A 25179-nucleotide genomic window follows, 5' to 3' on the forward strand; every position below is an offset into this window, starting at 1 on the left:
TCCACCTTTTCCTTTATTTCCACCACTACAAGATGTTAGCAAACCGGCAGAACCTGTGCCAATTACACCTACTGCACCTGCTACAGCAGAAGTCTTCAGGAATGATCTTCTGGTTAAATTATTTTCTCTCATTTGAATTAGTATTTAATCTTTATCTAATATTCGTAACTTATAGTTTCAAACCTTTTAATTATCATCTATTCAATCCATTTCTTCCATTTTGTATGATCATCTTCTCCCGATTGTACCATCATTTCTACGAATTGCATACCTCTTACTCCATCATAGACTGTAGGAAAGTCAGAAATCATTTCACTGGGTTCAGTATTGTTTTCTTTTGCCATAATAGTGAGAGCAAAATTTCTATAAATATTCGCAAAAGCTTCAATGAACCCTTCAGGATGACCAGCAGGTGTTCTAGTATTCCATTTAGCTAATTCACTCAGGAATTCATTATTACCCATGTAAAGTTCTTTATCAGGCTTATCTCCCCATCTCAGTATCAATCTATTTGAATCCATTTGCCTCCATTCTAATCCACCTTTATCTCCATATACACGTAGTCGGATATTGTTTGCTTCACCAGTAGCTATTTGGGTAGCCATAAGCACACCTGTAACACCATTTTCCATTCGAAGTAGTGAAGCACCATCATCATCAACCTGTCGTCCTTCCACATATGTTTGAAGGTCGGCACAAACTTCAAGCACTTTTAGTCCGGTAACGTATTCTGCCAGGTGCCAAGCATGAGTTCCTATATCACCCATACATCCGGCCTTCCCAGTAGTCTTTGGATTAGTCCTCCATCCAGCATTATTCCCTCCCTGCAGTTCTATGCGTTGCGACAGCCAACCCTGGGTATACTCCACGTATACTTTGCGCAGTTTACCCAGTTCTCCGCTTGCGATTCTCGCCTTTGCCTCCTTGACTGCCGGATACCCAGAGTATACGTGGGTCAATGCAAGAACCAGTCTCGTCTCCTCCACTTTATCTTTCAGTTTGAGGGCTTCTTCCAAGGAAAAAGTCATTGGTTTGTCGACAACAACGTGAAAACCTCTTTCCAATGCCATCATGGCAGGTTCAAAGTGCCATTTGTTCGGTGTGACTATGGTTACAAAATCCATCCGCTCTTCGGCGGGCAGTTTTGTTTCTTTCTCAAACATCTCCTGGTAGGAGTCGTAAATTCGGTGATCCGGGAGGAAGTATTCCCTGCCTGAACTTCTGGAGATTTCAGGATTGATGCTGAAACAACCACAAACTAATTCAATATAATTATCCATAAAGGCTGCACGACGGTGTATGGCTCCAATAAAAGCATCACTCCCACCACCAATCATACCCATTTTAAGTTTTCTTTTTTTCATTATTAATTCTTTTTTGTATTAATGTGCTAAAATCAGAACATTTAATCATCTATCTTTAAATTGTCTCACTTAATGCAAACTTTACTTCTCTATTTTTCTTCACGTTTTCTTTAAATAAAAAAATAAAACCCAATAAGAAGACAGTAGCCATTAGAAATGGTGTAAACCAGATAGATACCCAGTTATAACCACTTTCTGTCGAATAGATGTCCACAACATTTCCAGCAATCAAGGTTCCTAAATACTTCCCCACTCCATATGTTGCAAAAGCAATAAGTCCCTGAGCTGAATTTCGTAATGATGTGGGAGATTTTTCATCTACAAACAGTTGTCCAGCTACAAAAAAGAAGGTGTAGCAGAATCCATGAAATGGCAATACAGCATAGATGAATCCATTTTGCTCCGATTGTGCCCCAAGTGTAAATAACCCATACATTACAATCCATGCAGCCATAGCAGATACGATGCTTCCTTTATACCTTAACTTTATAAATAAAAAAGGAAATACAAACAAGAATATCACTTCAGCTACTTGTCCAAGACTCATAGCGGCTGCTGCATTTGAAATCCCCATATCAGTTATAAAAAGGTTTGTGAAAGAGTCATAGAAAGCGAGTGGAATACATATCAATGCTGAGAATATCAGTAACACCAAGAAAGATCTGTCCTTTGTCAGTTTAAACGCGTCAAACCCGAGCAATTGGCGTACGCCTACTTTTTCAACTGTACACACTGGAGCCTTATGAGGTAGGGTCAACGCATATACTCCGGCCAGCAGGGAAATGCCCGCCCCGATCAGGAAAGGGGTGGAATAAGGTTCAATCTTAAGTGCACTAATTAGAAGCCCGGAGCAGATCCACCCAAAAGAGCCAAATAATCTTATCTTTGAAAACTCCTTTGCTGTATCTTTCAGGTTAGCGAAGGATATTGAGTTGGTTAGCGACATAGTTGGCATAAAACATATACTATAAAGCAACAACACAGGAAAAAAAAGTGAAAATGTCTCTATTTTGGTTAGAGCAAAAAGGAGTATAGCTCCAAAGATATTCAAAAATGCCAATACTCTATTGGGAGAGAAAAACCTGTCGGCAATCATACCTACTATTATCGGTGATATAATTGCAGCAATAGCAGCTGTACTATATGCAAGACCAATCTGAACTCCCGTAAATTCAAGGGTCCTACCCAAATAGGTACCCATCGTTACATACCATGAGCCTTGTATAAAGAACTGAAAGAACATCATGGCAGATAATTTCGTCTTTATCATATTTTTTATGAATAATCCAGTTTAGAATGATATAATGAGATTAAATTATAAAGTAGATTATTAACGTTTAGGTAAATTTATAAGAGTTTCTGTGCCTACATTTTCCAATTTATCAAGCACTATTTTATTATCAACAATTACTTCTACTCTAATTTTTTTACCTGATCTCTTTATATTCAAGTCGAAATCACTCCCAAATGCCTTTATCCTTTTCAAACTCATATTGTCCCAGCCCTCAGGTAAATTAGGCTTCAAAGTGAATGATCTTAGACCAACAGGACGAATTCCAAACAAACCTTCTGTTATTATTCGGCAATATAAACCGCTTTCAGCAGACAAATGCCTCTGACTACCCTCTGGCCACGCCTCTATTGCATAAGGCACATGCTCTCCTAATAGACGCTGTTTAGAATAGAATTTAAGGTATTCTATTCCCTTTTCTGTTTCACCACTTGCCAACACACCTCGTAAAGCATAAAGTGTAGATCTGTCCCAGAATGTCTCACTGCCCGACTGTGTAAGCAATCCATTCTCTGTCCAAAGATGAGGAGAGAAAAGTGCTTCGATAGTTGCATCTTTTCTGTCGTAAATACCAACAGTAAGAGGAATACAAATCCATGAACGGAGCAGGTCATTTCCTTTATAATATTTGTAAGTATTTATCCCCTCTACAGTACCACCAAAATAGCTCTCTATATTTTTACGCAACTCTTTAGCCTGTTTATTATATTGTGCAATCTGTGAAGATGGTTTGCCCAACTCCTTTCCTAGATAGGCTGCTGAGATAAGTGCATCGTAATACAAAGAAGAGGTTGTAAGATTAGCATCACCCGATGGGAAGCGGTTCTCCAGTTCATCAGAATCAGAAGTTACAACACCATCCTCATTCAAATTTCTTCTACAATATTCAAGGCACCATTCAAGTAGAGGCCACAAATCGATAGCCTCCTGTTTATTACCTCTAGCAAGAGCATAACGTGCAACACCATAGGCAATCATAGCACCATCACCCCTATCACCAGCACCATTCCAGATATCCAAACCTTCAGCAATAATAGAACTTGGAATCGCTTCAAACTCATCATTCATAAAACGTGCAAAATGCTTATATGAGTTGTAGGCTGACATGTTACCTTTCTTGTAACCTAAGAATGGAAAAAATGGATTTATATATTCAGCCTGATCATTAGCCCAAATTGCTGCGTAATATGACTCACCACCGGGCCCATGCATATATCCGCCTTTTGTTTTATAAATACTTTCAGAACCACGTATTTTTGCAAAGGAAAACATAGTGTTTATAACTTCATCTGGAGACTCCAATACTAGATTATTCTGAAATTCAGAAACGAGATTTTTCCTTTTATTAAGCTCTTTCTCAACATCAATATTAAATGCCGTCTCTCCAGCTTTATAAGCCAAAAAACTGGAATAGAAAACGACAGAATCACCTACTTCAATAGATCTGCCAGTTACCCCTGTAAGATTAGCTTCAATATTATAAACACCGTCCACACCTCTCTTAGCATCGGTTTTAGCTACAGATTTGGCATCAGGCACCTCTACTAATACAGCTCTTTCTCCCACATTAATCAAAACATACTTTTCAGCATAAGCTGCTTCTGTTGTAGACGGGAACAGATATCTCTTTAGTAGAAGCTTACCATTTTGGTGAACTGAGAGCTCGCTCTCAATAACCATAACTCCATTTAGAGTAATAGATCTTACCGTCTCATCTATGACTCTTCTTGTGTTAACGATCATCATATTTCTCACCACATCCCATCCAAAGCGTCTCATCAAACTTGCATGAGTATTATTTGGTAGTGTGCGTAGCATTGGCCAAATAAAACTGCGCTCTAGAACAAATGCTCTGCTTTCGTTTACACCATATCTAAGTACCACCGAAATCTGTTCACCGCTCATCTCAATATGATCGTAGTGAGGTATACGAGAGTCTATTTTCCATGTTATGCCCCCCGATTGGTTAATCTCCCAACGACTTTGAGAATTCACATATATCAGAGACAACGTACAAAATAATAAGATAAAAGTTATTCTTTTCATTAGATCAATTTTCACAAATAGGGTTAATCGTTCATTAAAACCGGTAAACTGCCATTGTTGCCAACTATTACAGAATATGAATTTTCGATAGATACTGCATATATGCTTCCTGTAATTTTATTATCCGAAATATATACGCCATCTGTATAAGACACATAGATAGCTACTTCACCTAAAGCATTAATAATATTATCACGGATAGTAATATTACTATTTAAAGCACTTAACGGATTTATAATTCCATTTACTTCAACACTAATTGCGGTTCCTCTCATACGACCACGGCCAAATCCACAATCAGTTATAATATTATTTTCAATCAATATATTTTCCACAGGACCGCTTTCACGCCATCCCGATTCTGCACCAAGTTGGATTGCCGTGCCACTGCTTCCCTTTATAAAGTTTCCATGAATATGCACATTGCCAGTTTTAATCAGATATGCTCTGGCTAAGTGACTATTTACAACGTTATTTACAATCTCAACAGATGGCCTGCGTGTTATGTTTGTCAGGTAGTACTCATCCAAGTCATACACAATCTCTTTATCTAAAGTTAATACAACTGTCCACTTTTCAATAGATGTTTTTACATTTTTTACAATATAATACTCTTTTGGTTCCAAATCATATTTCGAGACCAATACCAAAGTGTCACATATATCTGGAAAATCTAATGATAATGCATGAAGATCTGCACCCTCTACACTAATTCTTATATCTTTACCAGACTCTTCAAACAAGCTCCAATAGTAATTATGAACGTTAGTACAGTCGTCACCCTGACCTCCAAATTCACACCCATCAAATATAATTTTTCCTTTGCAGCTTGTAAAGTGTGTAGCATCTGTATTTGTTGATGTAACAGTCCCCTCTGCAGGTACAACCTTAAGATTTCTCATCACGATATCTTCAGAACGGTGACCAACTATACCCATACCAGGCTGTGAGTTAATAGTTACATCCTCCAAGACTATATTTTTCGACTCTTTAATCAAGATTCCAGCCCTATTGTGTGCAGAATGTCTCAAAATGCAAATATGACCAACTACGGGTTTCAGCTCCGAATAGATTCTTATAGTCTCTTTGTCTAATAGCTCTTTTCTATTGGCGGGACCTGTATATAATATCTCTTTTTCTGTATCGTAATAGTGTACGCGTCCAGTTATGTCATCTGTTAGAAAAGTATATTTCTTTATATCGATCTTCATATCAAAATATTCTGCAGTTGAGTTTACAATCACACCTTCAGTGAAAGGGGGACGTTTATGTGTCAATGTCAAACCTTTTATTTTTACATTCTCTGCATTTGTAATTGAAACACCTTCATACCATCCCTCCTGTATAAATGTAACTCCCTCAGCATTTATTGTTATATCTTTAAATTTATCAAAATCGAGTGCTATAACATACTCTCCTTTGGGTTTAAAGAAGACACCCTGTACATCCTCTCCATACTGTCCGTTAATTCCCTTATATTCGAACTCCATAGCCTTTTTATTTTGAAAATTATAGCTTCCTGGAGGAATATTTAATGTAGAACCTGGGTAATTTCGGCACTTTTCCAATGCATTTGTAAATGCCTTAGAGTCATCTTTTCCGTCATTTGGTATAGCTCCAAAATCTGCAAGATTCAAATTAAGCCCATTTCCACCGTGCTGACAATATACACAATTGGCTACAAGCATAAATGGGAAAACCACTAATACTAATTTCAATATCTTAGTCATTATTATAAATCTGTGTAAATTAATAGGACAGGACATTGTCTATTTCTATTGTCCTGTCCTAAATTAATGAGGTATATCTACTTATTAAAACTTTCTATTACCAGCAACCACTCCTGCTGATTTTTACCATCGGCTGAGATAACTTTATACTTCAATTCCGACTTACTAAAATCACCTATGTGCCCTAAAACCGGCGTGCTGCCAACAGCCTTAACTGTAGCTCCAGGAGATATTGTGAGGTAAGCAATAATATTCTGAAGGGTTACACTATTTCTAATTTGCTCGGTAAAAGTGCCAGATGCATCAGGAACAGTAATATTGCACTTTACAACACCTTCTTTTATTTCTGCATGAGTAGTTAATGTCTTTACCTGTAATTTCTCACCTGCCCATGGATCGTTTGGATTTTCAGGAACCATCCATCTATACTCAAAATTAATAGCAGTAATATTAGTATCAGTATATGTTTCAAGCTCCTCTAGTCCAAATTCAAGACACGAACTGAAACTTAATATCATTATAATTGATAAGCCGAAAATTATTATTTTTTTCATATTAATCTAATTGTTAATTTATTCCCATCCTTCATTTTGGTCGTTTGTCAATGCTGAATTTGTAAGTATTTCACTTCTAGGTATTGGAAGGAAATATCTTCTAGCTGTGAAACTTCTGTTATTAGCAGAGTGAACTACAGGAACATCTATAAATTTATAACTTTTACCATCTTCAGAAATCTCAATTGCTGTAGGAGGAGTATTAAGTTCGGGAATAACACTAAGTTTTTCCTCTTTTCCCCAACGCAATAAAGACCAATATCTGTCATTCTCTAACACAAGCTCAACCCTCCTTTCATTCTTATAATATTTCCAAGCCTCTTCGTTGCTCAAGCTTGTTGATAATGGAGGAAGCTGACCATGTACAGTTCTTGTTTTATTAATAATTTCAATTGCTTCAGCTGTCTTGTTTAATCTTAACAAAACTTCAGCATAGTTCAAATATGAGCGACCTAAACGTAATGGAGTTAAGTGAAAGTTCATTTTTACACCTGCTCCAATAATAGTGTTGTTATCTAGATAAGACCCTTTTCTATAGATATAACCAGATTTGGTCATGTGTTGATCCTTTTCCATATTGTTTTTGTAATGCATATTCCCTCCAAGACGCATTGTCAAAAGAGAATTCATGTACCAGCAGCTATCATATGTAATGGTTGAGTAAAAACGTGCATCTCTGTTGATGTACATCATGTTATGTACATAATCAATACCTTGTCTGAAGTTTTCATAATATGAAGTCTTGTTCCAATCTTTAGCAACACCGTCTGCATCAATCACCTGATATGCATTAACAATTTCCTGAGATGGGCTCTTTTCGAACCATCCTTCAAAGAAGTCGTTCATTGGCCATATTTTAGCAACTGCTTCAGGCAATTTGTTAGAAGAACCTTGATTAGGAGCAAATTTCATTTTCCATGTACCTGATGTATAAGTATTATCTGCTAGGAAATATGAGCCTAAAATTACTTCGCTTGATGTTAAACCTGTTGTAAAGTCATTAAACAGTTTATCATAATCACTCTCAAGACTATATTTATTCAATGCAAGTAGATCTTCACTTGCCTTTTTAGAGATTTGGTAATATTCATTCTTTTCAGCAGTATTGTCAAGATAAGCTGCACCTTGTAAAGCTGCTTCAGCAAGTAATGCATAAGCTGCACCTTTTGAAATTCCACCTGCTTCAACATTAACAGGAAGGTTAACTGCAGCATCTTTAAGATCATTAAGGATAAAATCGTAAGTCTCTTTAATTGTAGAAGTACGTCCAAGCATCAACTCATCATCAGGAGTCAAAACCTTATCAATTATAATTAACCGGCCAAATTTTCTTGCCATATTGTAATAAACAATAGCTCTCAGGAACTTACCCTGTGCAATAAGATAATCTTTTTGATTCTCTTCAATAGTTGTAGATGCAGCCACCTTTTCAATTATAAGATTACATCTTCTAATTTCAGGAAACATATTCCAACCGTATGTACCTACTGAATGGTCGCTTGTAAGCAATTCTCTTACAGTATTTTGAGCTGTCGACAACTGGGAATTTATTACCATATCATCAGACCAGTCATCAGAGTGATTATTAGACCTATCGAGCAAATGATCTTTTACATATAGTGTCCCATTTATAAACAATTGAGCACTAGCAGCAGAGTTCCAAACTTTATCTTCAGAGTGATCAGATAAAGGATAATTATTCAAATCATCGTGACATGAAGTCAATAAGACGAATAAGAGTAAAATATTTGCTATATATATTAAATTTTTCATATCTATTTTACATTTTAAATTCCAATATTTAATACAATCGAATAAGTCTTTTGTACTGGATAACCCTCACCATAATTATACGCCTCTGGATCAAAGTAATCCATTGTATCAGAAATTGTAAATATGTTTGTACCCAATAGCGACACTTTAAATCTTGATATTCCAGAATAATTTTTGAATAAAATCTTCTTGAAATCATATCCTAATTGTAAACTCTTTAATCTGAAATATTTCGCATTAATCAACCAGAAATCAGAGTTCACAGTGTTATTACCACTATTTGTAGATTGAAGTGCTGAAGATCTTGGAAATTTAGCATCCTGATTATCAGGTGTCCAGAAATCTAATTGGAAATTATAGTTAGAGCTTACAATATTTCCTCCCTTATAAAGAAGTGCCAACTCTGTATACCGATCTCCTGTCCCTTGGAATAGACCGTTAAGGAAGAATCCATTATATTCAAGGTTGAAATCAAAACCATAATCGAACAGTGGGAAGAATGGTTTACCAATCTTTATCTGATCATCAGAATCTATCTTTCCATCACCATTAATATCCTTATATTTTAAGTCTCCCTGTTTAAGTTCAGCAGATCTAAGTCTACGTGGTGAGTCCAAAATCGATTCATTATCTGTATATAATCCATCATTTAAATAGTATGAGGAACCATATACATTCTTACGGTGAGTCATTCTCTTTCTTGGATCCATTAAATCTGTAAGAGCCTCATCCTCCTTTACCTCCCATAACTCATTGTACGTAGTGAATTGGAACCCAAGTTCATATTTCAAACCTTTATAACTGTTTTTGTATTTTGCCGAAGCTTCATAACCAGCTCTGCGGTGAACACTGTTAGATTTCACCTGTGGTAAGCTTTTACCCAATGTTGTACTATATCTGTTTTGAGGAGAAATTAAATAACCTTTGGTTCGGTAATAGTAGTAATCTAATGAAACAGTCAATGCATTTTCTAAAAATGCTAAATCAGCACCAACATCGAATATGTTCTTAGTATACCAACTGAGGATATCGGGAGAAACAAGGTTACCTTCACTGAATCCCGGTACAAATCTACCACCTATAACAGTCGATTGTGCACTATAGTTATATACTGGAATATAACCAAAACGTGCTACACCATCTTCAAGACCTACAACACCATAAGATGCTCTGATCTTTGCAAAATCGATAATATCATTATCAATAAGTGGTTTCATAAAGTTCTCTTCAGAAAGAGCCCATGCTGCGGCAGCTGAAGGGAAAAAACCCCATCTTTTATTTTCCGCAAAATTGTCTGAGCCATCGTAACGGAAGTTGCTTTCAAGGAAATATTTGTTAGCAAATGTGTATCTTAATCTTCCAACATAACCAATACGAGTTCTTTCTGCCGCTCCACCAGAGTTGTCCTTAGTAGATGCATCACCAGAGCTCAATTGATCAAAATCATTTGAAATAAAACCAATTCGGCTTGCATTAAACCATTCGTTATATTCATCGTAGTAGCTATAAACTCCTTGTGCTTCTAAGAAATGTAACCCTAATTCTAGAGCATAATTTACTCCAAACTCGACAGTGTTTCCTCTTGTCCAAGAGCGATTCATACCCAACTCTTTTGGCCTGTCTCCACCAACAAGTTCTCCATTTGAATATTGTGGAGCTCTTGAAGAAAACGACTTATTGTCATATGAAAGATAGTTGGAGTTACCTGTCAGTTTAGCGCTCAAACCTTTAACCCAAGGTAGTTTCCAATCGATATATCCTTGAGCATTTACATTATTGTTATACTGATTAATATAACCCGAACGACTATCTAGATATACTATTGGATGAACATCCAATGCAGTATATGTCCCATCATCGTTATAGATCTTATCAATTGCTTTATTGTAACCCAACAGGTTTCTCCAGATATTTTCCTGTCCGTATGGATTAGGAGTACGTTTTGAATAGTTTCCATCAAGATTAAATCCAACTTCCAAACCATATTCATCGAAAGTTGTAGAAATGTTACTTCTTACATTATATCTCTGATAGTGATTATTGTGGCTCTGTTTAAAGATTGATTTCTGATCATATACACCCAATGATGTAAAGTGGCTTATTCCATTGTCGGTTCTTCCATGAATAGTAACGTTGTGTCTACTTTGAGGTGCAAAATTTCTTGTTGCCTCTTCATACCAATCTTGATTGCCATAGTTCTGGCTAGTTCCTTTTGCTATTGCATCAACCTCATTTTTTGGATAAAGTGCATATTCGCCCTGTCCATCATATCTTGCTGCAGCATTGGAAGCTAATACATAATCAAGAGCACCAACTCTATCCGCTAGTGTTGTTGGTTTACTCATATCAAGACCTCCTGTATAATCGATGTTAAGTCCGTTTGAACCTTTTTTTGTTGTTACAAGTAGAATACCATTACCTGCCTGAGCACCATAAACAGCTGTTGCACTAGCATCCTTAAGAATTGACATTGATTCTATATCTGAAGCAGTTAGTGAGTTGAACTCTTCACTGCTTCTTATAATCCCATCTATAATAAATAGAGGAGTACCACCTCCACGAATAGAAAGAATTGGAGTAGAACTCCCAGGCTCACCTCCCGATTGCTGTACAATAACACCGGCAACCCTACCCTGCAATGATGCGGATGTAGTAGTATATGGCAACTCATCAATCTTGTCTGTTTTAATAGAGCTTACAGCACTTGCGGTTTTACGTGCAGAAGATGTACCATAAGCTACAACAATCACCTCATCGAGCATCTCTGTATCTTCAACAAGAGTAATTTTAAAACTGCTTCTCCCTTGTGTAGAGATATCCTGTCCAATATAACCAATGTAAGTTATATTGATATTAGCATTATTTTCAACAGATAATCTAAACTCCCCATCAATATCAGTGATTGTTCCGTTAGTTGTACCAATCTCTATAATATTAGCACCAATAATTGGTGTTCCGAACTGATCTACAACTACACCTGTAATGGTCTTCTTTTGCTGTTGAGAATCTCCCGTTACAGAGGTAGTCTGGCTATACATTTCTTTTGGTGAAAGAATTATTTGAGATCCTTCCACTTCATACTCTACACCTTCTGAATCAAAAAGTTTGTTTAATATTTCAGATATTGCTGCATTTTTTACCTTAACATCAACCTTTCGATCAACATTAATCAATTTGTTATTATATAAAAAGTAATATTCAGATTTCTCTTCGATAGATTGCAAAACTTTTTCTACGGTAGAATTCCTCATTGATAGTGAAATCTTAGTATCTTGAGAATGAATGTTTTCGGCATGCATTTGAAATACAAGAAGGAACATAAATAAAAGAGATAGTCTCATAGCAATTGGTATCTTTTGAAATAAAGCATAAAGTAAATGTGCTTCTTGGTTTATTGTTTTATTATTCATACTTTTACATCGTTATTAAATTCATTTATGGGTTTATTAACTGCTTGCTTTAGCGTTAAGGTGAGAGTTTCCGCTATTGCAATGTAAATCTTGTCTGGGAGAGGGTTTACCTTCTCCCTTTTTTTATATTCTACTGTATTCATTCTTCATAGGCATAACATTTTAAAAGATTCAACATATTAATTGATTTTATCTAGTGAAATTTGTTTTTTATTATAATTTCTAATTTATCGTTAAATCGTTTTTATAATTACTTCCTTTCGTGAGTATGTATCATTATCCTGCTTTTTCTGATTGTTTATGGTATAACTAATAGGAGCCGAACGCTTCAAGAGGTCAAGAATATCCTCAAGTGTCTCGGTAGTAAAAGTAGCAGTATATTCATACTCCTTCAGATCTTCACCCTTAAGGTGAATTTCGACACCAAATTTACGCGATAACTTTGTGGCAATCTTATCAAGTTTCTCACGTCTAAACACCATCTTGCCATCCTTCCAAGCTGTTTCAACATAGGTATCGGCCAAAACAACATTAATTTCGCCAGTAGATAGGTCAACAACTGCCTTTTCGTCAACCTTTAATGTTTTTATAGCTCCAGAACTTATATTTGAATAAAGTTCTACATTACCGCTTGCCAGAGTAACCTCATAATTACCCTCATTTTCATACGCATTTACGTTAAATTCTGTCCCAAATGCACTAACAACTATTTCATTAGGAGTCTCAACAAGAAAACGATGCTTTTTATCCGAAACCACCTTAAAATAAGCTTCTCCAGATAGTTGCACAATTCGATCTTTCTCAGTGAAACGTTGTGGATAGGTAAGCGTACTTGATGCGTTAAGCCAAACCTCACTACCATCGGGTAAGACAGTCTTTATTACCATCCCCGGAGCAGAAGTAACAGTCAAGACTTCTTGCTGGGCTCTACCTTCAACTAAAATAGGATATATTAGATACTGATATGCCAAAAACAGAGGAAGAAGAATAGCAGCACTATTTCTAATGAAAATGAAAAACCTTCTTCTATTCCTATCAATACTAACACGCCTGTGTAATTGCTTCCAACCAGATACAGTATCAATAGATTTTTGCTTCTCGTAGATTTCCAGAAGTGAATTCAAGTAATCTTTATTCTCCTTTTCAATCATATTTTACAATGACAATTATATATTAGACGAACAACTCGTGGTTTACCCTATAAATAAAGTGAATATTTTATCTATATCTATAATTTTAACAATTTAAGGTTAATTAAACAACTCCTACAAAAAAAGAAACAAAATAGGCAAATAATCACTTAACTCAGCACGTAAAGCCTTCAAAGCTTTACTCATATACGACTCTATAGTTTTTATTGACACATCCATCTCCTCAGCGATTGCACTGTAAGTCTTTCCTTTAAAGCGATTCATCTCAAACACCTCACGTACATTATCCGGCAACTTGGACAATACCTTATGAATTGCATCTTCTAATTCTTTCAAAGTATATATTTCTTCAGGAGAAGTCTGAATATTGGTTATCTTACTTTTCTCAAGAAACTGATGCTCCAGTTTCTTTCTTCTAAGATAATCAACACATTGATTACGAACTGAAGTTATCAAAAAGTTGCGGAAAGATGATGATATAAACATGCTTTTGCGACGTTTCCAAACATTAAAGAAAACATCCTGAACAATATCTCTGGCAACCTCCTCTTGATCAATAAACCGCATGGCAAACACACACAATGACGGATAAAACTCAATAAACAACACCTTAAAAGCCTTCTCATCATCGTGAAAAGCAACCTTCCTAAATAAGTCTTCAAAAACTATTTCAGTATCATTCATTTTTCTTTGTATAATTTGGAAATTGTTTTATTCCAAGCTTTCTTAATTTGTTAGGCTAAAACTTTCAAAAACATGTAAAACATTCAGATGAGATTCGATTTTTTAGTAGTTTCTCCCCTAATCAACTTGTACATATATCCATAGTAATAGAAATAATAAGAATCTTACAAAGTTAACAAATATTTTAAATAATATTACCCTATTATTCTTATATCAATCGAGTTGGAGGAACAAATTTGTTTTCTTCAAACTTTCGTATCCTGAATACACACCACTATACGTATAACATCCCTCTTGTCTTCTGCTACAGCCTGTTTGCTTTTTTTTGTTTGTAAACAGTATAATAGTTTGTGGGTAAATGAACATCATACAGTAATCAACCAGTTTTAAAACTTTTGCCATTTCACAATGGTAACTTTGACTATACAGCCATTAAAGTTCAATTCTTCATATAATCAGTTTAATTTGGTATTATAGCATTTGCTGACTTCTCAAAACAAGCTTGTTTTGACCAACTCTAATATTCTATTTCAAAATATTCGTTAGAGACCAACAGTTAAGATAATTATCTTTAATATTATAGCTATATAATTATACTGACTGATCTTATCTGATTAGCAATTGGACTTAATTATTAGGTAATCAAATCTACAATTATTATTTGACCAACGATTCTCTTCAGATTAAAACTTGCGATGGACATATTTGCCCAGACTATGTGAGCCTATATTAGTCTTCACGTGGGACTTACACTCGATAGCAACTGTCCATGTTGCTCAAAAGGACAGCCCCTTTTTTATTATCACTCCAGATTATTTACCATCTCATGTAACTTTCTCACTGTATTAACATTTCGGATAGTTATATGTCTGTACAGGTCGGTCCCTACCAGTTTTACCATATTACTTTTAGTGTAATCCTTCTCTCTAACATTCCACACCAGTGCACCCGGTACATATTTCACATTGTCTACCTCCTTATACTTTATAATATCGAGCACCCCGGGGTAGTCATACTTTTCCCATAAGAACAGAACATCTGTTCTCATCTCATCATTCTTTACCCAGTCTGCCGGTATCTCTCTGCAGATGGCATCCAGGTGATTACTGTTAATAACAACTATTTTTAGATCGAGCTGAAACTCATCTTTCACAGCCTGCTCAATGATTCTTGCAAGTTCAGCTTCACTGCCTCCACCACTTTTTTTAAATATTACATTCCCCGAATTGATATATGTTACCACATTTTCAAACCCTGTACGTTCGAGCAGACTTTTAAGCTTTTTCATTTCAACCTTGTTATTTCCACCTACGTTGATTCCTCTGAAAAGTGCAATATAGATCATAGACTTAATGAATTGAAACTTAATCTCACTATTAAAACAGTATAACATTTTTGTATTTAAAACAGTTTAATAGGACTCTTACCGGCTCCTTATATTTGTCTTACATTACTCTTACATTGGTCATACCTTCTTCTTATATACTTTATTTAAACAGGTAGATTTTAAGGTCCGGACAAGACTGAAATAGAATGGTTTTACTTACAAATTATGCCTATTTATTATTGATAGATATCATGATCGGTTGATAACTTCTGCCGATAATCCAAAAAATAATGCTCTATTTTCCGTATATTTGCCTGTACGGATCCTCAAAAAATCTTACATCTCAGATATGCAACCATTTGTACATTTACACGTTCACTCTCAATATTCGTTGCTCGACGGGCAGGCAAGTATCGCACGGCTGGTAGATAAAGCCCACGGCGATGGCATGAAGGCTATTGCACTTACCGACCATGGGGCAATGTATGGTATTAAGGAGTTTCTCAACTATGTAAATAAGAAAAACTCACCTGTAAAATCAGAAATAAACAAAATTAAAGGTGAGATAAAAAAATTGGAGAGCACTGAAGGAGATAGTGATCAGATTAAGCAGCTGAAAGCCAAACTGACTGAAACAGAAAAAAAACTTTTTAAACCTATAGTGGGATGCGAATGTTACCTGGCACGCAGGGACAGGTTTCAGATGAGTGATAAGGTTGATGGAAGCGGATGGCACCTAGTGGTGCTGGCCAAGAACCTAAAGGGTTATAAGAACCTGATCAAGATTGTTTCGAAGAGCTGGACAGAAGGTTTTTACTACCGTCCACGTATAGATAAAGAGCTGCTGGAGAAATACAGTGAAGGATTGATAGTTTCATCCGCCTGCCTTGGTGGTGAGATATCAAGAAAGGTTGATAACGGTCAGATTAACGAAGCTGAAGAGGCTGTACAGTGGTACAAGAGGGTATTCGGCGATGATTATTATATTGAGCTTCAACGCCATAAGACTGATCGTCCGGATGCTGATCAGACCACCTATCCAAAGCAGCAAAAGGTGAATGAGGAGCTGATAAGAATTGCAAGAAAATATGATGTTAAGCTGATTGCTACCAACGACGTACACTTTGTGAACGAGGAGGATGCTGATGCGCATGACCGACTGATATGCTTGAGCACCGGCAGGGATTTTGACGACCCTGACAGAATGAGGTATTCTAAACAGGAGTGGCTTAAGACTACCGCTGAGATGAATCAGGTTTTTGCTGATATTCCCGAGGCTTTATCAAACACTCTTGAGATTGCAGACAAGGTTGAGTTTTATTCAATCGACAATCCTCCGCTGATGCCTTTCTACCCTATTGACCCTGAATTTGGTACTGAAGAGCAGTATAAGCAGAAGTACAGCGAACAGGATCTAATTGATGAATTTGGAGAGGATACATTCCATCGTCTGGGTGACTATGACAAAGTGATACGAGTTAAGCTGGAGTCGGATTACCTCACCCACCTTACAAAAAAAGGAGCCCAGATGCGGTATGGCGAGAATCTTAATGATGAGATTATTGATCGACTGAAGTTTGAGCTTGACACAATAAAGAATATGGGGTTCCCCGGGTATTTCCTTATTGTACAGGATTTCATAAGTGCAGCAAGGGAGATGGATGTTGCAGTTGGACCGGGTCGCGGTTCAGCAGCTGGTTCAGCCGTTGCATACTGTCTCAGGATTACAGATATCGACCCACTGAAATATAACCTCCTTTTTGAGCGTTTCCTGAATCCCGACCGTATATCTATGCCTGATATCGATATCGACTTTGATGATGAAGGTAGAGGCAAAGTGCTTAGATGGGTAACTGAAAAATATGGGAATGAGAAGGTTGCACATATTATTACTTATGGCACTATGGCAACAAAGATGTCAATCAAGGATGTTGCCAGGGTTCACAAGCTACCCCTTGCAGAGTCGAACAGACTAGCTAAGCTTGTACCTGACAGGATACCGAATAAAAAGCTGAACCTGGGTAATGCAATCGAGTTTGTACCTGAACTCAAAGAGGCTGCAGAGAGCAGCGACCCTCTGGTGAGCGATACGTTAAAGTATGCTCAGATGCTTGAGGGTAATGTTAGAAGTACCGGAGTTCATGCATGCGGTGTTATTATTGGACAGACCGACATATCGGATGTAGTGCCTATTAGTACTGCTGAAGATAAGGAGACCAAAGAGAAGCTTCTGGTTACTCAATTTGAAGGCTCTGTGATTGAGGAGACAGGTCTGATAAAGATGGACTTTCTGGGGCTCAAGACTCTTTCTATTATAAAAGATGCTATCACCAATATAGAAATAAACCGTGGCGTAAAAATCAACATTGATGAGATTGATATGGAAGATAAAAAGACATATCAACTCTATTGCAACGGACAGACTACCGGAACATTTCAGTTTGAGTCTGCCGGTATGCAGAAGTACCTGAAAGAGCTTCAGCCAAGCAAGTTTGAGGACTTGATTGCGATGAATGCCTTATATCGCCCTGGTCCGATGGAATATATACCTGAGTTTATCAGGCGTAAGCATGGAAGGGAGGAGATCAGTTACGACCTCCCGATTATGGAGAAATACCTGAGTGAAACGTATGGTATTACGGTTTATCAGGAACAGGTGATGCTTCTGTCGAGATTGCTTGCCGACTTCACCCGTGGGCAGTCGGACGAGCTGCGCAAAGCGATGGGAAAGAAGCAGATCGACAAGATGATGGCCCTTAAGGAAAAGTTCCTTAGTGGCGGAAAAAAGAATGGCTATGATGAGAAATCGCTGAATAAGATTTGGGCCGACTGGGAAAAGTTTGCTTCTTATGCATTTAACAAATCTCATGCTACTTGCTACTCATGGGTTGCATATCAGACTGCCTGGTTAAAAGCTAACTACCCTTCTGAGTATATGGCTGCGGTTCTCTCAAACAACCTCAACAATATTACTGAGATCACAAAGTTTATGGATGAGTGCAAGGCAATGGGTATCAATGTGCTTTCGCCCGATGTTAATGAATCTCTCCTAAAATTCTCTGTAAACAAAGAGGGTGATATCCGTTTTGGGCTTGGTGCAATTAAAAGTGTTGGTCAGGGTGCTGTAAACGATATTATTGAGGAACGAAATAAAAACGGTCAGTACAAAGATATATTTGACTTTGTTGAAAGGGTAAACCTATCATCAGTGAGCCGTAAGATTATTGAAGCGCTGGCACTTGCAGGCGGATTTGATTCTTTGCCAAACATTAAACGAGAACAGTTTTTTGCTCGAAACAGCAAGGATGAGGAGTTTATAGACACTTTAATCCGTTATGGCAGTAAGTACCAGATGGACAAAATGGAGGCAATGACCTCTCTGTTTGGTGATGACACTTCATTTCTGATATCACGTCCCGAGATACCCAATACCGGGAGGTGGTCGGATATGGAGCGACTGAATAAGGAGCGTGAGTTAATTGGCATCTATCTGTCTGCACATCCACTTGATGATTATGAGTTTATACTGAAATATGTGTGCAGTGCCGACACTCTGAAACTTCAGGATCTTGACGCTCTCAATGGAAGAGATATAACTTTTGGAGGAATGGTGACAGTAGTTAGGGAAGGCCAAACCAAAAGAGGCTCACCATACACAATCTTCAAAATAGAGGATTATTACGGCAGTTTTGAGATAGCTCTGTTTAGCGAAGACAGTGTAAACTTTAGCAAATATGCACGAATAGGACTGGCATTATACATACAGGCTAAAGTACAGCCCAAACGATTCAGACCTGACGAGCTGGAGGTTAAGATAAGCAGTATCAATCTTTTATCCGAAATGAAGGATAAACTTGTAAATAAGATCACGCTGCAAATACCTCTGACTGAATTAGATGACACCGTTGTTACGGAATTATCAGCTCTGGTAAAAAACAATTACGGAAATTCGTTGTTATATTTCAATATCATAGGTGAGGAGTCACATATGAATATACAACTTTTTTCACGTTCAACCAAGATACAGGTGAACAAACGATTTATCGATTATTTAAAGGATAACCTGCTAATCGATTTCAAAATAAATTAACAAATAAGTAAGAAATAATATGGCATTACAAATTACAGATGCAACCGTAGAAGAGGTGTTGCAAACAGACAAATTGGTAGTTATTGACTTCTGGGCAGAATGGTGCGGACCTTGCAAAATGGTTGGACCAATTGTTGATGAGATCAGCAATGAATACAAAGACAAAGTAGTTGTTGGAAAACTAGATGTTGACAATAATGATGAAACCACATCAAAATATGGAATCAGAAATATTCCTACAGTATTGTTTATCAAGAACGGTGAAGTAGTAGACAAGGTTGTTGGTGCAGGCCCAAAGAAGCTATTCACTGACAAGATTGACAAACTGATTTAATAGAGATATCAGAGACACTGCTAACAATCAGCAGATATAAAACAAAGCATCCCAACACATTTAAGTGACTGGGATGCTTGTTTTTTTTAGATGCACCCTGAATTAATACTCATCTTCGTTGAAGAAGAAATCCTCCTTACTTGGGTAATCAGGCCAGATATCTTCAATTGATTCAAAGATCTCGCCTTCCTCTTCTATCTCCTGAAGATTTTCAATAACCTCCAATGGTGCGCCCGAACGTTGAGCAAAATCAATCAACTCATCTTTAGTAGCGGGCCAGGGAGCATCTTCCAATTTTGATGCTAATTCAAGTGTCCAATACATTGATATATAATTTAGTTTAAACTTCTAATTTTCCGCAAATGTATAAAAACTTTTCATATATCCCCCTGTTCCCAGAATATTTCTTGTGAAGATTTGTTACTTTCAAATCTGGCAAGCAGGAAGAAGTAGTCTGACAAACGATTTAAGAAGATCAGCACTTCATCTGCCACTGGGTATTTTTCTGCCACACTATATACATTACGTTCAGCCCTGCGGGTAATAGTTCTGCATATGTGCGCTCTTGATGCTGATTCATTGCCTCCGGGAAGCACAAAGCGGTTTAACCGGGGAAGTTCACTATCCAGCAGATCAATCTGTTTCTCCAGTCGTTCAATATCTTTATCCGATAAAATACTAGCCTCTTTGGGCTGTTTTGTCTCCGTTTCAGTGGCCAGATATGAACCAATGGTAAACAGTTTATGCTGAATATAACGGAGAAAATCATTGTGCTCAGGCTCCTCAACAGAGCAGTTTAGCCAACCGATGTGACTGTTAAGCTCATCTATCGTACCATAAGCTTCGAGGCGTATATGAGTCTTAGGAACCCTTGTACCACCTACAAGTCCGGTTGTCCCCTTATCACCTGTTTTGGTATATATTAAACTCTTCTTCATTTTCAGATTTTATACTCTATAATGTTGTTTATAAAATGCAGATCGCAGAAAAGCAATTCCTGTTCTGTTCTTATAATCAAATGTAACATTTATTCTTGCATCATTAACGATACAACGCCATAATTGTTTACTCCCTTTACTGTTGATATTATTGATAACCCAGAATGTGTTTTCATTGCTGATTTCAAACAATCTGTCCAATGAAGATACAAAATTATTCTCTGAATCCAAATTCATAAACAACGCGTCAAATTTTTCTCTCAGAATAGTTTCATTATCAAACACATTCAGTTTATCTGCTTCGACTGAGGTATATACTGTTTTTGAAGATGGAGCTAAGATATATTGAGTACTAATCCCATCACCTGGATTGATCTCCAGTATTCTTTTAGGTTTGAAATGGTTCACAAGTCTGAAAAGCATCTGATTGCACTCTTCGTAAGGATCATATCCCACCCTGTTTGCAATATCAGCGAATGCATAATATCCATAAGGAGAATAAAGTACTTGAGTAATCAGGTTAAAAGCGAAAGGAGAGTGAACCCCGTAACCCTTAGATTGTCTCTTACGTAACAACCAACTGATAAGCGCCATAATCAGCCTTTTTCGATCAAAACAACAGCATAAGCAGTAATACCCTCTTCTCTTCCAACAAAGCCCATTTTTTCGGAAGTAGTGGCCTTAATAGAGATCAGGTTGGTGTCGATACCCATCACTTCTGACAATCTTTGCTGCATTGCCGGAATAAATGGATTTAGTTTAGGTTTTTCTGCACATATGGTACAGTCGATATTATTCACAGAATAACCTTTATCTTTAAGCAGTTTGATAGTTTTCCTCAATAATATGGAGCTGTCAATATTTTCATATTCATCGGAAGTATCGGGAAAATGGAATCCTATATCCCTCAGATTTGCAGCACCAAGCAGTGCATCACATATTGCATGGATCAGGACATCAGCGTCAGAATGCCCTTTCAGGCCAAGATGATAATCAATTTTGATACCACCAATCCAAAGATCGCGACCTTTCTGCAACTGATGCATATCATAACCAAAACCAACTCTTAACATCGTGAGAATAGATTAAAATATTATTTCATTAAATTTCGGAGACCTTCAATATCAAATCCTAAAGAGATTCGCAAAGTTTGGTCAAGCGGGTTAGACTGTGAAGTTGACACAAGATATGCTGCGTCAATATGAAAGGCTTTCATCCTGAATCCTGCACCAAAGGCAACATACCTGAGGTTTCCCTTATATTCACTCTGATTGAAATAACCTGTACGAAGAGAAAACTGATTATTATATACATACTCAGCACCAAGTGACCACATAACCTCCTGCATCTCCTCTTTGAAACCACCGGGTGCATCACCCAGTGAAGTGAATATTCCGCCAATTGAAGAGATATTATTGTAATCCTCAATACGCTTAAACATCTCCTCTTCAGTCTCATCTTCACCTGGAAGCTGAGGAGTTGGCACCATAAGTTTATTCAGGTCGATACTCAATGTAATACTATTCTTCGCGTCAATAGGATAACCTAATGATGTACCTAATCTGAGATTTGTTGGCAGGAACATTGATGTCTCTCCACCATCATAAGAAATTTTTGTTCCTATATTTGAAAGATTAAAACCAAAACCCAGCAGAGCTTCGGAGCGACCCATATTGAAATATGTTTCATTATACCCTGCAATATCTGCTGCAATAGCATTACCCGGGGTTGTTTCACCATCACCGGTTGAATAATCGGCACGTATATAACGCAAAGTTACTGCCCCAGAAAAGGTCTCGCTTAGCATACGTGAATATGCAACATCCAGCGCGAGTTCGTAGGGATTAACACTCTGAGTAAAATCTCCTCCCATATCAAAGATATCAATATCACCCAGAGAAAAATATCGAATAGAGCTGCTTATAACATTAAGATCCTGATCTCCGAATTTCCAGAATCCGGAAGCATAAAGCAGATTAATATCATTCACTAATCTGTTAAGCCATGGAGTGTATGAGAAAGCCAAACCTGCCTCAGTAGTTACAAACGGATATTTAGCAGCGTTCCAGTGCTGAGAATATACATCAGGCATTGTAGCAGCCCCTATATCACCCATTCCACCTCCTCTTGCGTCGGGCGCAATCTGCAACGAAGGCATAGCTGTGAGAATTGGATTATACTCCTGTTCCTGACCCTTGAGATAACCGGGAAGTGAGACCAGGATGACGCAAAGCAGTAATGATACTAATTGTTTGTGCATGTTAGTTAGATATTTATACTCTGAGGGAAATAATTAAGGAACGCTGTTCTTTGAATAATAAAAAAGGGCTATTTTTATTTAACCCTGAAATCCAGCAATTTCCTCTCCTCTATATATCCCTGCAGATGATCGTTTATGCTGACCGGACCTATACCGGCAGGTGTTCCTGTAAAAATAAGATCTCCTATTTTCAATGTAAAGAATCTGCTAATATAAGAAATAATCCTGTCAACAGAATAAATCATATCTTTAGTGTTACCTTGCTGAACTCTGTTTTGATTTATATCAAGATGAAAATTGATATTCTGAATATCATCCACTTCACTCTTGGATATGAACTTACCAATTGCAGCTGAGTTATCAAAACTCTTTGCAATCTCCCATGGTAATCCAAGCTCTTTCTGTTTTCGCTGAATATCGCGGGCTGTAAAATCAATCCCCACCGTTATCTCATCATAATATCGATGAGCAAAACGCTCTGCAATATTCTTTCCTAAACGGTTTATTTTTACAACCAACTCTGTTTCATAATGAATCTCATTAGAAAAATCGGGCAGCATAAATGGTTTTCCGTCCTTAAGCAAAGCAGTATCCGGTTTCATGAATAAAACCGGCTCTTTACTTTCAAACGTACGTTTCATCTCTTTATTGTGGGAGTCGTAATTAAGACCTATGGCAAAAATCTTCATGAATCTAACCTGTTAAACATAACTGCAAGATGTGCGTATAGCGAAGTGTTCTGGAGCACGATACCAGACGGAACACGTATACGGAACGGAGTGAAATTCCATACCCCTTTTATACCTCCGCTGATCATATAATCTGAAACCTCCTGAGCAACACCCGAAGGTACAGTAAGAATTCCTATTTCGGCATCAATCTCCTTGTTCATTTGGATAAATTCATCGCTGTGATATACAGGTATATCATGTATTTTAGTATCAACAACTGATTTATTAACATCAAAACCGGCTATGATTTTCAGTCCGTACTGCTCAAGACCTGAGTCGGACAACAACGCAGCACCAAGGCTACCAACACCAAAAAGGACTGCCTTATGTATCACTTTGAAACCTAAAAATGTATCTAAAACATTAATCAGTTCATCTATATCATAACCTACTCTTGTTTTTCCGCTAATCTCTACGAATGAAAGATCCTTAGCGATTTGAGAAGCTGAAACATCTATCTTCTTAGCTATTTTTGTTGAGGAAACATACTTTTCGCCCTGGCTCTTTAGAAGTTTAACGTATGATAAATACCAGGGGAGTCTCCGGAGTGCCGGTTCAGGGATTTTATTAGAATTCATCTGCACTGACATATCTTTTTGTTACAAAGATAAATTCTTTTCGGAGAAATTTAAATATTTTAATCTATATTTAAAGATAAATTTCTTTAATCAGTCTGAAATAGTTTAACTCTGTTAATGTCTGGCACCCTTAACGCTTTTCATTACAGCACGCACTGAACCAATATTAAGACTGGTATCAATTATAATTGGGATACGGTTTATATCGTTTGTAAGCGACGCTTTCAAGGCATCTTTCTGATTTGTGAATGCATCATCAAGTATGGTCATGGTAATATCAATCACCTCATATGTTTTTCCATTATTAGCTCTGACTTTGGATATCCCCATATAATTAACATACATGTTAACAGCTTTCCTTCCTGCCATAAACTGGATATATCTCCTGTCACCCGGCTTCTGACCTGAGAAGTCGAGATTACGAATCAGTGATAGGACAGAAAGATAATCATAAGCACACTCTTTTGTGGTTATCACTTCATCAAAAACATCCTCACCGTTGAAGTTTCTTAGAGAACGAATAGTGATATCGTCACCATTATATGTATACGACTGTCTTTCAATCGAATAGTCACTACCCTCGAAAGCCTCTTTTGTAAAAAGCAGTGGTCTTAAGTTACTATCAACATAAGATGTAAGCGTATCATTAACAGTATAAATATTCCCGGCCAACCCTGATGTGTTAAGCATCATTACAGTTTTAAGTGCGTTAATCCCGCGATAGTTGGCATCGGTAACTGTTAAAGATCCAGTCCCGGCACGTGCCCTGATTATTCCAAAATTGAAATATAGATCGTATTGAATATTTTCGCCGCTTGCAAAAGCAGTATTTGTTAATTTGCACTGAGCTTCTGCAGGTTGTAAACCATTGAGCAGAAGTACAAATATAAATAGTGATACAATTCTTTTAATCATAAT

The 25179-nt window shown here is 37.1% G+C and carries 22 protein-coding genes; 2 read left to right on the forward strand and 20 right to left on the reverse strand.

From position 1 onward, the window contains the following. The 12 genes from PHO43_RS04175 to PHO43_RS04230 form a co-directional block, all read right to left on the reverse strand. Positions 1-132: twin-arginine translocation signal domain-containing protein (locus tag PHO43_RS04175; RefSeq protein WP_288011462.1), on the reverse strand; the 132-nt coding region annotated here is incomplete at its 3' end. A gap of 65 nt (positions 133-197) precedes the next feature. Next, a complete protein-coding gene (locus tag PHO43_RS04180; RefSeq protein ID WP_288011419.1) occupies positions 198-1364 on the reverse strand; it encodes a Gfo/Idh/MocA family protein in 1167 nt (388 codons plus the stop codon). Positions 1365-1419: 55 nt separating this feature from the next. Next, the gene (locus PHO43_RS04185; RefSeq protein ID WP_288011421.1) at positions 1420-2634 is read right to left on the reverse strand and encodes an MFS transporter; all 1215 of its coding nucleotides are present in this window, start codon (positions 2632-2634) and stop codon (positions 1420-1422) included. A 60-nt stretch (positions 2635-2694) separates the two neighbouring features. Continuing rightward, on the reverse strand, positions 2695-4701 hold the full coding sequence (locus PHO43_RS04190) for a glucosidase family protein (RefSeq protein WP_288011423.1): 2007 nt from the start codon (positions 4699-4701) through the stop codon (positions 2695-2697). A gap of 23 nt (positions 4702-4724) precedes the next feature. After that, positions 4725-6431, reverse strand: a complete 1707-nt coding sequence (locus tag PHO43_RS04195; protein WP_288011425.1) for a right-handed parallel beta-helix repeat-containing protein — start codon at positions 6429-6431, stop codon at positions 4725-4727. A gap of 77 nt (positions 6432-6508) precedes the next feature. Beyond that, a complete protein-coding gene (locus PHO43_RS04200; RefSeq protein WP_288011427.1) occupies positions 6509-6985 on the reverse strand; it encodes a DUF5018-related domain-containing protein in 477 nt (158 codons plus the stop codon). An 18-nt stretch (positions 6986-7003) separates the two neighbouring features. Beyond that, positions 7004-8758, reverse strand: coding sequence for a RagB/SusD family nutrient uptake outer membrane protein (locus tag PHO43_RS04205; protein WP_288011428.1), 1755 nt, complete (start codon positions 8756-8758; stop codon positions 7004-7006). Between the two features lie 14 nt (positions 8759-8772). After that, the gene (locus PHO43_RS04210) at positions 8773-12168 is read right to left on the reverse strand and encodes a TonB-dependent receptor (protein ID WP_288011430.1); all 3396 of its coding nucleotides are present in this window, start codon (positions 12166-12168) and stop codon (positions 8773-8775) included. Further along, positions 12165-12311: a hypothetical protein gene (locus PHO43_RS04215; protein ID WP_288011431.1), complete on the reverse strand. Its 147-nt coding sequence runs from the start codon at positions 12309-12311 to the stop codon at positions 12165-12167. Before PHO43_RS04215 ends, PHO43_RS04210 begins: the two co-directional genes overlap by 4 nt. Before the next feature lie 90 nt (positions 12312-12401). Continuing rightward, entirely contained in the window at positions 12402-13319 is a 918-nt protein-coding gene (locus tag PHO43_RS04220; RefSeq protein WP_288011433.1) for a FecR family protein, read from the reverse strand. Between the two features lie 114 nt (positions 13320-13433). Then, complete coding sequence (locus tag PHO43_RS04225) at positions 13434-14003, reverse strand: RNA polymerase sigma-70 factor (protein WP_288011434.1); 570 nt, start codon at positions 14001-14003, stop codon at positions 13434-13436. Between the two features lie 802 nt (positions 14004-14805). Continuing rightward, positions 14806-15348 carry a DUF1697 domain-containing protein gene (locus PHO43_RS04230; protein ID WP_045090399.1) on the reverse strand — a complete coding sequence of 181 codons (543 nt, stop codon included), beginning with the start codon at positions 15346-15348 and terminating at the stop codon, positions 14806-14808. Between the two features lie 331 nt (positions 15349-15679). Here PHO43_RS04230 and dnaE point away from each other — a divergent pair, with 331 nt between their 5' ends. After that, positions 15680-19420, forward strand: a complete 3741-nt coding sequence (gene dnaE / locus PHO43_RS04235) for a DNA polymerase III subunit alpha (protein WP_053827281.1) — start codon at positions 15680-15682, stop codon at positions 19418-19420. 19 nt (positions 19421-19439) lie between these two features. Further along, positions 19440-19754: a thioredoxin gene (trxA, locus tag PHO43_RS04240; protein ID WP_045090401.1), complete on the forward strand. Its 315-nt coding sequence runs from the start codon at positions 19440-19442 to the stop codon at positions 19752-19754. A 102-nt stretch (positions 19755-19856) separates the two neighbouring features. Here trxA and PHO43_RS04245 read toward each other — a convergent pair whose 3' ends face one another. From PHO43_RS04245 to PHO43_RS04280, 8 genes are all read right to left on the reverse strand, one after another. Then, positions 19857-20078 (reverse strand): DUF2795 domain-containing protein, encoded by a 222-nt coding sequence (locus PHO43_RS04245; protein ID WP_045090402.1) that lies wholly within the window; start codon positions 20076-20078, stop codon positions 19857-19859. A gap of 53 nt (positions 20079-20131) precedes the next feature. Then, positions 20132-20692, reverse strand: coding sequence for a cob(I)yrinic acid a,c-diamide adenosyltransferase (locus tag PHO43_RS04250; protein WP_045090403.1), 561 nt, complete (start codon positions 20690-20692; stop codon positions 20132-20134). Positions 20693-20701: 9 nt separating this feature from the next. After that, a complete protein-coding gene (locus PHO43_RS04255; protein WP_045090404.1) occupies positions 20702-21286 on the reverse strand; it encodes a class I SAM-dependent methyltransferase in 585 nt (194 codons plus the stop codon). 2 nt (positions 21287-21288) lie between these two features. Beyond that, positions 21289-21765 (reverse strand): 2-C-methyl-D-erythritol 2,4-cyclodiphosphate synthase, encoded by a 477-nt coding sequence (ispF, locus tag PHO43_RS04260; RefSeq protein WP_288011436.1) that lies wholly within the window; start codon positions 21763-21765, stop codon positions 21289-21291. Positions 21766-21785: 20 nt separating this feature from the next. Then, positions 21786-22952 (reverse strand): type IX secretion system outer membrane channel protein PorV, encoded by a 1167-nt coding sequence (gene porV, locus PHO43_RS04265; RefSeq protein WP_045090406.1) that lies wholly within the window; start codon positions 22950-22952, stop codon positions 21786-21788. A gap of 74 nt (positions 22953-23026) precedes the next feature. Next, positions 23027-23641: a fumarylacetoacetate hydrolase family protein gene (locus PHO43_RS04270; RefSeq protein WP_045090407.1), complete on the reverse strand. Its 615-nt coding sequence runs from the start codon at positions 23639-23641 to the stop codon at positions 23027-23029. Further along, positions 23638-24261 (reverse strand): redox-sensing transcriptional repressor Rex, encoded by a 624-nt coding sequence (locus PHO43_RS04275; RefSeq protein WP_394331736.1) that lies wholly within the window; start codon positions 24259-24261, stop codon positions 23638-23640. Before PHO43_RS04275 ends, PHO43_RS04270 begins: the two co-directional genes overlap by 4 nt. Before the next feature lie 114 nt (positions 24262-24375). Further along, complete coding sequence (locus PHO43_RS04280) at positions 24376-25176, reverse strand: DUF3108 domain-containing protein (RefSeq protein WP_045090409.1); 801 nt, start codon at positions 25174-25176, stop codon at positions 24376-24378. Positions 25177-25179: the final 3 nt, after the last annotated feature.

The organism is Lascolabacillus sp. (genome assembly GCF_028696275.1).
GTDB classification, from domain to species: Bacteria; Bacteroidota; Bacteroidia; order Bacteroidales; family Dysgonomonadaceae; genus Proteiniphilum; species Proteiniphilum massiliensis.